Source organism: Methylacidimicrobium tartarophylax (assembly GCF_902143375.2).
GTDB lineage: Bacteria > Verrucomicrobiota > Verrucomicrobiia > Methylacidiphilales > Methylacidiphilaceae > Methylacidimicrobium > Methylacidimicrobium tartarophylax.
Genome location: NZ_CABFVA020000100.1, coordinates 1 through 9,069, shown reverse-complemented (window position 1 = coordinate 9,069; position 9,069 = coordinate 1). Strand labels below are relative to the sequence as shown.

General features: G+C 59.8%; 8 protein-coding genes, 1 tRNA gene and 1 pseudogene. 8 read left to right on the top strand and 2 right to left on the bottom strand.

From position 1 onward, the window contains the following. Positions 1-274 precede the first annotated feature (274 nt). The 5 genes and pseudogenes from MAMT_RS12015 to MAMT_RS08810 all read left to right on the top strand — a co-directional run bounded on the left by MAMT_RS12015 (position 275) and on the right by MAMT_RS08810 (position 6,584). Positions 275-1,482 (top strand): annotated as a pseudogene (locus tag MAMT_RS12015) (ISL3 family transposase). A 260-nt stretch (positions 1,483-1,742) separates the two neighbouring features. Then, the gene (locus tag MAMT_RS08825; RefSeq protein WP_246186615.1) at positions 1,743-3,566 is read left to right on the top strand and encodes a PQQ-dependent dehydrogenase, methanol/ethanol family; all 1,824 of its coding nucleotides are present in this window, start codon (positions 1,743-1,745) and stop codon (positions 3,564-3,566) included. An 84-nt stretch (positions 3,567-3,650) separates the two neighbouring features. Beyond that, positions 3,651-5,201: a quinoprotein dehydrogenase-associated putative ABC transporter substrate-binding protein gene (locus MAMT_RS08820; protein WP_178087038.1), complete on the top strand. Its 1,551-nt coding sequence runs from the start codon at positions 3,651-3,653 to the stop codon at positions 5,199-5,201. A 37-nt stretch (positions 5,202-5,238) separates the two neighbouring features. Then, a complete protein-coding gene (locus MAMT_RS08815; protein ID WP_246186614.1) occupies positions 5,239-5,742 on the top strand; it encodes a c-type cytochrome in 504 nt (167 codons plus the stop codon). A gap of 140 nt (positions 5,743-5,882) precedes the next feature. Then, entirely contained in the window at positions 5,883-6,584 is a 702-nt protein-coding gene (locus tag MAMT_RS08810; RefSeq protein ID WP_142660635.1) for a hypothetical protein, read from the top strand. Positions 6,585-6,618: 34 nt separating this feature from the next. On the opposite strand, the gene MAMT_RS08805 is transcribed toward MAMT_RS08810, so the two are convergent. Beyond that, the gene (locus MAMT_RS08805) at positions 6,619-7,728 is read right to left on the bottom strand and encodes a beta-propeller fold lactonase family protein (protein WP_178087037.1); all 1,110 of its coding nucleotides are present in this window, start codon (positions 7,726-7,728) and stop codon (positions 6,619-6,621) included. 135 nt (positions 7,729-7,863) lie between these two features. On the opposite strand from MAMT_RS08805, the gene MAMT_RS08800 reads away from it, so the two are divergent. Both MAMT_RS08800 and cynS read left to right on the top strand, forming a co-directional pair. After that, a tRNA-Leu gene (locus tag MAMT_RS08800) sits at positions 7,864-7,945 on the top strand. A 40-nt stretch (positions 7,946-7,985) separates the two neighbouring features. Beyond that, positions 7,986-8,429: a cyanase gene (gene cynS / locus MAMT_RS08795; protein WP_142660631.1), complete on the top strand. Its 444-nt coding sequence runs from the start codon at positions 7,986-7,988 to the stop codon at positions 8,427-8,429. A 71-nt stretch (positions 8,430-8,500) separates the two neighbouring features. Here cynS and MAMT_RS08790 read toward each other — a convergent pair whose 3' ends face one another. Continuing rightward, positions 8,501-8,707 (bottom strand): dodecin, encoded by a 207-nt coding sequence (locus tag MAMT_RS08790; protein WP_142660629.1) that lies wholly within the window; start codon positions 8,705-8,707, stop codon positions 8,501-8,503. Between the two features lie 153 nt (positions 8,708-8,860). Between MAMT_RS08790 and MAMT_RS08785 the strand changes: the two genes are divergently transcribed. Next, a partial coding sequence (locus tag MAMT_RS08785; protein ID WP_178087036.1) for a SixA phosphatase family protein occupies positions 8,861-9,069 on the top strand: 209 nt, incomplete at its 3' end.

Below are 9,069 nucleotides of genomic sequence, written 5' to 3'. Positions count from 1 at the left end.
CGCGAGACCCAAGCCGTCGAGTCGCGGGAGCGGGAGCTCTTTTGAGCAGATTGGGCGGCTAGAGGTGGAAAACCGCTGGCTTAAAAAAAGCGGCTCTTCGCTGGATGGAATGGGAGGAGGGAGCAGATTTTGAGGGATGGCAAGAAACAAAGTTCTTGCCATCCGTCTTCGACGGCTTTTGCGTCCGGGGGATTCGCCGTCAAGGCACTTCGACTTCGTCGATCCTCCTTGAGGGCGGATTGCCAAGCGGGCCTCGTTTTTCGATTCTTAGGGAATGGAGGCGAACAAACTTTTTGCGACGGCCTTACAGTTGGGTTCGGACTGGAAGGTGACCCGAAGCGAACTTTCTCCGGTAAATCATTCCTTGAAGCTCTGGCTCGATTTCCCAGAGGGCGATCAGTTCCACTGTCCGGAATGCGGGCGTCCTTTTCCTGCGCACGACACGGTGGAGAAGCGGTGGAGGCACATGAACTGCTGGCAGTACAAGACCCAGCCGATCGCGCGGGTTCCTCGGGTGGACTGTCCGGAACACGGAGTCCGGTTGGCGGAAGTTCCCTGAGCCAGACCGGGGAGCGGGTTTACCCTGATGATGGAGGCCGTGATCTTGATGCGTGCCCCGGAGATGTCCGTTTCCCAGGTAGCCAGGATACTGAAGGAGCAGGACACCCGGCTGTGGCGGATCTCGGAGCAGTACGTGGGAAAGGCCTACCGGAAGGAGGATTTGAGCGGGGTGAAGCGGATCCTGGTGGACGAGATCAGCAGGAAGCAGGCTCACCGCTACGTGACGGCCGTTACTGACGCGGAGAGCCGGAAGCTCCTCTTCCTGGCAGAGGGCAAGGGGAAGGAGACCTTAGAGGCATTTACCAAGGAGATGCGGGAGCACGGAGCGGCTCCCGAGCAGATCGAACTGATCTACATGGACATGAGCCCTGCTAGATTTCCGGCGCCGAGAAGTACTTCCCCAGGGCGCAGACCGTCTTTGACCGCTTCCACCTCATGCAGATGGCGGGAGAGGCAGTCGATCAGGTGCGCAAGGAGTTCGTGCGCCAGGGGCTGCTGCCGAAAGGAAGCCTCTGGGCGCTACGAGGCAACGAATGGACGCGAAGCAGGGAGCAGAAGAGTCTGCGCGCTTCCCTTTGCGCCGCCTACCCACGACTAGGAAGAGCCATTAGCCTGCGGAAGACTCTGCAAGAGATCCTCGCCCAAAAGAATCCCCAAGAGCTCCGCTGGTGGCTCCAGTGGGCCGATCGTAGCCGGCTCGGTCCCTTCCGAAAACTATCCAGAACGATTAAAGCGCATTTGGACGGCGTCCTTGCTTTTCTCCAGAGCCGGGTGACCAACGGTCTCATCGAGGCGAAAGGCGGCCTCATCCAACTCGCTAAAAGGCTGGCTACAAGCTTCCGAAGCTTCCGGTACCTACGGATCGCCGCTTTTCTCAAAGCCGGAAAGCTGAGGTTGGATCTTCCCGTCGTAGCCTCATAACCCACGAAAAACAGCGAAGAGGCAAAAAGTCTCTGCGCGTTTAGCCGTTCTTCTTCCCGTTGCGCAGAATCGCTTACCTGATCACAAAACCTCGGGTTTACTCTTCAGCGCCATTTTTGCGCTTGACGGTCATCGGCAAAGAAGCTATCGCCTGCAATGCACCTTGAGGAGAACTGTCACGAGGCAGGACTCCCGCAACCCAAACGGAGGAGGTTAACGAAATGAAATTCTCTAAAAGTAGGAAAAAGCTCTCTGCCAGAATGTTTCTGGCACTGGCGGTTGGCGCCGCGGCGGTGATTCCGTCGGCTTATTCCAACGACGATGTACTGAAACTCACAGAAAATCCCAAAAACTGGGCGGCTCCGGGCAAGGATTACGCTAACACCCGACACTCGTCCCTGAAACAGATCAACACCCAGAATGCCAAAAGCCTGCATATGGCTTGGTCGTTCTCGACGGGGACGCTCCGCGGCCACGAAGGGCAGCCGCTCGTGGTCGGCGATCGAATGTATGTCGTGAGCTCCTATCCCAACATCGTGTGGGCGCTCGATCTCTCCAAGGGAGGTTCCTACGAAGTCCTTTGGAAGTACGTTCCGAGGCAGGATGACAAGGCCGTCTCGACGGCCTGCTGCGACACGGTCAACCGCGGCGCTTCCTACGCCGACGGAAAGGTCGTCTTCAACACCCTCGACGGTTATGTCGTCTGCTTGGATGCCAACACCGGGAAGGAGCTGTGGAAGACGAAGTTTGCGGAGGTCAACAAGGGTGAGACAAGCACTCCCGCCCCGATCATCGCCAAGGACAAAGTCTTCACCGGATACGGCGGGGATGAGTTCGGCGCGCGCGGCCGTTTCGCCGCTTTCGACCTGAACTCGGGCAAGATGGTCTGGCAGGCCTACAGCAACGGTCCCGACTCGGACGTGCTTCTCGGCCCCGACTTCAACAGCAAGCATCCCGAGTTTGGGCAGGCCGGCCAGGATCTCGGTGTCAAGACCTACCCCGACGAGGAGTGGAAGCGGGGAGGCGGCTGCGCCTGGGGTTGGTACAGCTACGACCCGAAGCTGGATCTGGTCTACTACAACACCGGCAATCCCGGCCTCTGGAGCCCCAGTTACCGGACCGAGGCCAAAACTCACGAGGAGGCCAACGAGCCCTGGAAGTGGGACAACAAGTGGTCCATGACCGTCTTTGCCCGCAAGCCCGATACGGGCGAGGCCGTCTGGGGCTATCAGATGACCCCGTTCGACCAGTGGGACTATGACGGCATCAACGAGGACGTCCTCGTCGACATCAACGTCGACGGCGTCAAGAAGCCCTGCCTGGTCCACTTCGACCGGAATGGCTTCTGTTACGTACTCGATCGCACGGACGGCACGATCATCCGCGCCAACAAGTTCGTGACGGTGAACTGGGCCGAGAAGATCGACATGAAGACGGGCCGCCCGGTCAAGGTCAAGGAGCACTCTCCGTTCGAGGTCGGCAAGGCCGTGCAGGCCTATCCCTCGGCTCAGGGAGGAAAAGACCAGCAGCCGGTCGCCGTCGATCCCAAGGAAGCCAACGTCTTCTATGCCCCCACCAACAACTGGGGCATGACGCTGGAGCCGATGGAGCGCGCCCATACCAACCAGGGGAGCGTCTATGTCTTCGCCAACGTTCTCATGAAGGCGGAGAAGCCCGGAGTCCTGGGCCGCTTCAAAGCATTCGACGTGATCACAGGCAAGGCTCGCTGGGACATCCCGGAGCGCTTCCCCACCTGGGCCGGCGCCTTGGTTACCGACGGAGGGCTCGCCTTTTACGGCACCCTTGACGGCTGGTTCCGCGCGGTCGATCGGAAAACCGGTAAGGTTCTCTGGCAGCAGAAGCTCGGTTCCGGCATCATCGGCAATCCGATCACCTTCGAAGTGGGCGGCAAGCAGTATGTTTCGATCCTGACCGGCATTGGTGGCTGGATCGGACTGCCGGTTGCCGCAGGTCTCGACCCGTCGGATCCCTATGGCGCGCTCGGCGACTCCGGTCTGGCTGCGGACAATGGGTTCTACAACATCCCGATGGGCGGAACGCTCTATACGTTCTGCGTGCAGTAAGCGGACGGATCGTTTAGATCCATGCATCTAGCGGGAAAGGGCGGACTGTTCCAAAGGGGGTGGTCCGCCCTTATCCTCTTTTCTTTGACGTGCTCCCCGATTTTGGCCCAGCCGGCCGATCTACCCCTTCGCGTCTGCGGTGACCCCGGGAACATGCCTCTCTCCAACAGCCGAGGAGAGGGATTCCAGAATAAGATCGCCGAGTTGTTGGCCCGGGCCATGGGCAAACCCCTCGACTACTTTTGGTACACCTACTACGAACGAGGCTTGGTTCGAACGACGCTGAACGCGAACCATTGCGACCTTCTTTTCGACATGCCACCTGATTTCGAGCTGGCTCTCCCGACCAAGCCTTACTACAAGTCGACGTTTGTGCTCGTGACTCGGAAGGACCGCAATCTCCACATCCGTTCCCTGGACGACCCGATTCTCAAGAACCTTCGCATCGGCGTCTTCCAGGCCTCGGCCGCCCGCGATGCCCTCCGGAACCATGGAATCCAACACAATACGGTGGTTCACTACATCTTCTATGACTCGCGGGTACACCCGGAACAGCATCCTGCCGAACAGGTCGAGCAGGTCATCCAAGGAACGCTCGATGCCTGCGCGATCTGGGGTCCCTTGGCTGGCTACTACGTCGCCAAGACCAGAGCTCCCCTCGACATCATACCTCTCAACACGATGGAAGAGACCGTGCCGCTCGAATACGCGATGGCGCTCGCGGTCCCCAAGGGGGACAAGAGCCTCCGCGACAGCCTCAACCGCGTGATGGAAGAGCACAAAGCCGAGATTAAAAATATCCTGACCGAGTTCGGCGTCCCGCTTGTCCACTGCTCGGAGTGCATCGTCGACGGCGATCTCCCCGCCCACCAGGGACCGTACAAACCACTTCTTCCTCCTCCGACGCCCACCCGTGTCGTCGCGACCGAACACGGTTCCTTGCAGGACTGCGTCGCAGCAGGGGATCTTTCGGCTGCCGAAAAGTTCCTAGCGAAAGATCCGCGGGCCCTCAATGAACCCGATAACCTTGGCTTCACCCCCTTGCTCAACGCCATCCGGACCGAAGAATGGCCCATCGCCCGGCTTCTCGTGGACAAGGGAGCCAATCCGAACCTGTCCGATCCCGACGGCTGGACTCCGATCCTCTTCGCAATCTCGAAGGACAATCGCGAGTTGAGCCGACTTCTCCTGGAACACGGAGCGAATCCCTCCGCGACCGCCAAAGACGGCTGGTCTCCTCTGGCACTTGCGGCGAACGGCTCCGATTCCGAACTCGTCCGGCTTCTGCTTTCCCATGGGGTATCGGTGAATGGGAGGAGTGGCGCGGGAGGCTATACTCCCTTGATGTTCGCCGCGACTTCCGGTTCGGAAGCCGTAGTCCGTCTGCTGCTCGATAAAGGCGCAGACCCCAACGCCGCCAATCCGGCGGGGATTACTCCGCTCATGCTGGCGGTCTCTCGCAACCGGCAGCCGATCGTCGAACTTCTTCTGCGCGCGGGTGCCCGTCCGGACCAGCGAAGTCGTGAGGGAAAGACGGCGCTCGCCCTCGCGCAGGAAAGGGGCTATCAGACTCTCGCCTCCCTCTTGGACAAAGCGAGTAGCCCGACGAAGAAGACTACGCCTCCCGCCCAATAGGCTTGGGTGGAATCCTAGGCGACAAATACCGGAGATCATGAAAAGAGGAAAACGAACTACGTCTTGGATACGCTATCTTGTGCCGGGCTTGGCCAGCCTCTGGCTGACCGCCTCCTGGGCGCAACAGCAGTCCGCAACACCCCAGTCAACCCCAGCGCCCGCCGGACAACCGTCCGCTTCCGCCGCCGGCGGCGCCATGAAAAACCCATACACCGACAACCCGCAAGCAATCGCGGAAGGGAGAAAACTCTGGTTCAGTCGAAGCTGCAACGGCTGTCATGGAGGAATGGGAGGAGGCGGAATGTGTCCTCCGGTCATCAACGATACCTGGGTCTACGGCAGCGAAGACAAGACCCTCTTCGAGCTCGTCAAATACGGTAGCGTCGAACTCCAGAAGAAGGGATACACGCGCATTGGGCGTGAGAACGTCGTGGCTCCGATGCCGCCCTTCGGCAGCATCCTGACCGATGATGAAATCTGGAAGGTGCTCGCCTACGTGCGCTCGATCTACCGCGGCGATCCCAAGCTTCGGAACTGGTAGTCGCAGGGCGACCGAGGCGGTCGGCATGAAGCCGGGCGAGCCGAGCAAGCCAACCAGAGGGCTCGCTTCCGAAACGGCTTTCCCGGGTCTTTATACGGCCGCCTCGTCCCCATCCTTTGGGAACCTCCGCAGGAAGCGCCGTGATTCCTTCTTCCGTTGGGGGAGGCGTTCTCCTCTTTTTGGGTTTTATCTTCTCGGCAGCGGTTGAGCCCTCCCTCGCCCAATTCGTTCAGCTCGTCTCAGCCCGAAAGTATTACACTCTCTTTCTCTCCCCGGAACACGGCGGTAGCCGAGAACCGCTTTTGCGGGAGACTTTCCTCACCTGCTTCCGCAATTTCGGCCCGACGTTCGTCGAACCCGTCTATCATGCCGAGCTCCCCGAGCAGCCCTATCTCGAATACCGGGATTCGATCGACGGGCAACCGATCCTGGTTCGAAAAGTCGGCAACCAGTATTGGGACAATATAAAGTTTCCCGCCGGTCGACAAATCGAGCTCCGGACCGACGCTCTCCAGCGGGTCCTTCCGCGCGATCCCAGCCGAAAGATCGATTTTTTTGAAGACACGATCCAATGGAGCGGCTGGCGTCCTCCGATTCACGATTACTGGATCGTCGTCGATCTGGGAAAGATGTATGCCTCCTTTCGCCAAACGCCCGCATTCGGGATGGGGGGCGGCCCCCCGCCGCCCACTTTCCAGGAGTTTCTCACGAATCAAGTGATCCGCGTTCTTCCCGGCGGATATCGGGTCCAAGGGAGCACGGTCTGGTGGCACTTCCAGCGGATCTCCTCTCCGGTCGCCTACACCACGCTCCACGTGGAATGGAAAGCTTGGTACCGCTAGGCTGCTGGAGACAGGCAGGCCGCCCCCTCTCCGTCTACGGGAAATCCAGGCTCCCGTACGCTCGGGGATAGGTTGCGATCCCCCAAGGCAGCGGAATGCCGCCTAAGACCTTGACCAGCCGGTAGCTCTTGGCGTCAAAAACCAGCACCTCATTGGAACGTCCGCACGCTGCGAGAATCCGCTCCCCGTCGGGCGTGAAGGTAAAATGCCAACACCTCTTTCCTACCTTCATCTCTTTGACCAGCTTCCGGCTCCGAGTATCGAAAACCTGGAGCTTCTCCGCACGGGAGGCGGCGACCAGGAAATGTTTGCCTTCCGGATCAAACGAGATTCCATACGGCCCCGCCGCCGTGGGCACGGAGGCAAGGAAGTTCAGATCCTTGTCCAGGACGATCACGTTGCCGGAACTCTCGAGCGAGACAAGGTACTCGCTCCCGTCCGGGGAGCGCTTGACCCCCCGCGGGCGGCTGCCATACGGACGGAGATCCACGCGCCGAACCTCTCCGCCGGTCTCCAAGTCGTAGACGCGCAGCGAATCTTCCGATTCGTTGGCACAAAGAAGCTTCTTTCCATCAGCGGAGATTTCGATCCCTTCTGTATCCAGGCTCGCGGAAAAGGTCCGCACGACTTGCCAGCTTGCCACGTCGATTTCCACGATCTGCGCCGGTGTTTTTTCGGCAGCCTCCTCTTGGGCTTTCTTTTGGGCTTTCTTTTCGGCCTCGGTCTGCGGCCCCTTCGGGGGCGGTCCCTCGGAAGCCGGCTCGTGAGCGACGAAGAAGTGGCGTCCATCCAGACTGAACTTGAGGAACTCGGGCTTGGGACCGATCGGAATCCGCCGAACCAGATGACCGCTCTTCCGATCGATCACCGCTACGTCCTGGCTCTCCTTATCGGCGGTCACGACGTAGCGGCCATCCCGAGTGATCCCGATTCCTCGAGGACCCGACTTGCGGAGAGCAAACCGCCGCGTGATCGCCATCTTTTCCAAGTTGATCGCCACGACCCCGACAGACTCCACGCTCACGTAGGCGGTAGCGGCCTCTCCCTGATTCGCCGTGACGAGCCATGCGATGATGGTGAAAACCGCGATGACGGGGCCGCACCGCCGCCAGGCACCCGGAAGGACAACGCCCACTTTCCTCATAAGCATTGTCTTACCAAGCAGTACCGGCAATGACAATAGGCCGGTGCGATCCTCCACGGATTTCCCGATCGCCTAGGCTTTTTGGTTGCGCCGAAGTTCGGGCCGAACGTAAAGTGTCCTCTACGTCGGACGCGCGCGCTCGTGGCGGAACCGGCAGACGCGCAAGCTTGAGGTGCTTGTGGGGAAACCCGTGGAGGTTCGAGTCCTCTCGAGCGCAGTTCCTGCAGCGTATCCACTCCGCGAAGAGGGAACGATCCGTGACCCGATCGGAACTCACCCAACTCATTCTCGCCGCTAAGATCCGAAAAGAGCTCTCGTGGGAATCGATCGCTCGGGCCCTTGGCGCGAGCAAGGAGTGGGTTGCGGCGGCCTGCCTCGGCCAAATGACGATGACCAGCGAGCAGGCTCGGACCTTGCGGGGCCTTTTGGATTTACCCGAAGAGGCGGAACTACTCTTGCAGGCTGTGCCCTACAAGGGGTCGCTGCCGACCGCTATTCCCACCGACCCGCTGCTCTATCGCTTCTATGAGATCCTCTCGATCTACGGGCTGGCGATCAAGGAACTCATCCACGAGGAGTTCGGTGACGGCATTATGAGCGCGATCGATTTTCGGATGCGGATCGACCGAGAGCCTGACCCTCAGGGGGACCGGGTGAAGATCGAGATGAGCGGAAAGTTTCTCCCATACAAGATGTATTAGCCGCCGCAGGCTGCCCGCTCTCTACCGTCCCCCGGTCTTTTCTCGAGGAACTCCTCGGAATCTTTTAGAGGCTAAGTGTCGAGCCGGAAGCCCATCCGCACCTCTACCTGGAAGTGGGGTTCTCCCTCGTGAATCGCCCCTCGAATGTCTTTGACCTCAAACCACGACAGATTGTGCACCGTCTTCGACGCCCGGTGAATCGCGTTACGAACCGCCTCATGGACGTTCACGTCCGAGGTTCCGACGACTTCGATGATCTTGTAGACATGATCCGACATGACTGACCCTCCTGTGATAAGTCGCTTATCCTTCTCGCCTAAACATGCGCCTCCCTCTCGTTCCCTGGCAAGCGCCAAACTCCTTTTCGTCCTGGAACGAAAACGAGATCGCCGTCGCTTTCGCCTCGCCGGTTTTTCCGATACTCTTTTCCCATGACCGTCTACTTGCTGCGCCATGCCGCCGCTATTCGGGAAGCGCCGACTGATGCCGAGCGGAAGCTTTCGAAGAAGGGCCGTCAGGAAGCCCAGTCTGCGGGAAATGCGCTCCATCGGTTGGGCGTGCGCCCCGACTTGATCTGGTCCAGTCCCTTGGTGCGTGCGCGGCAGACCGCCGAAATCGTCGCCGAAGCCCTCGGCGACTC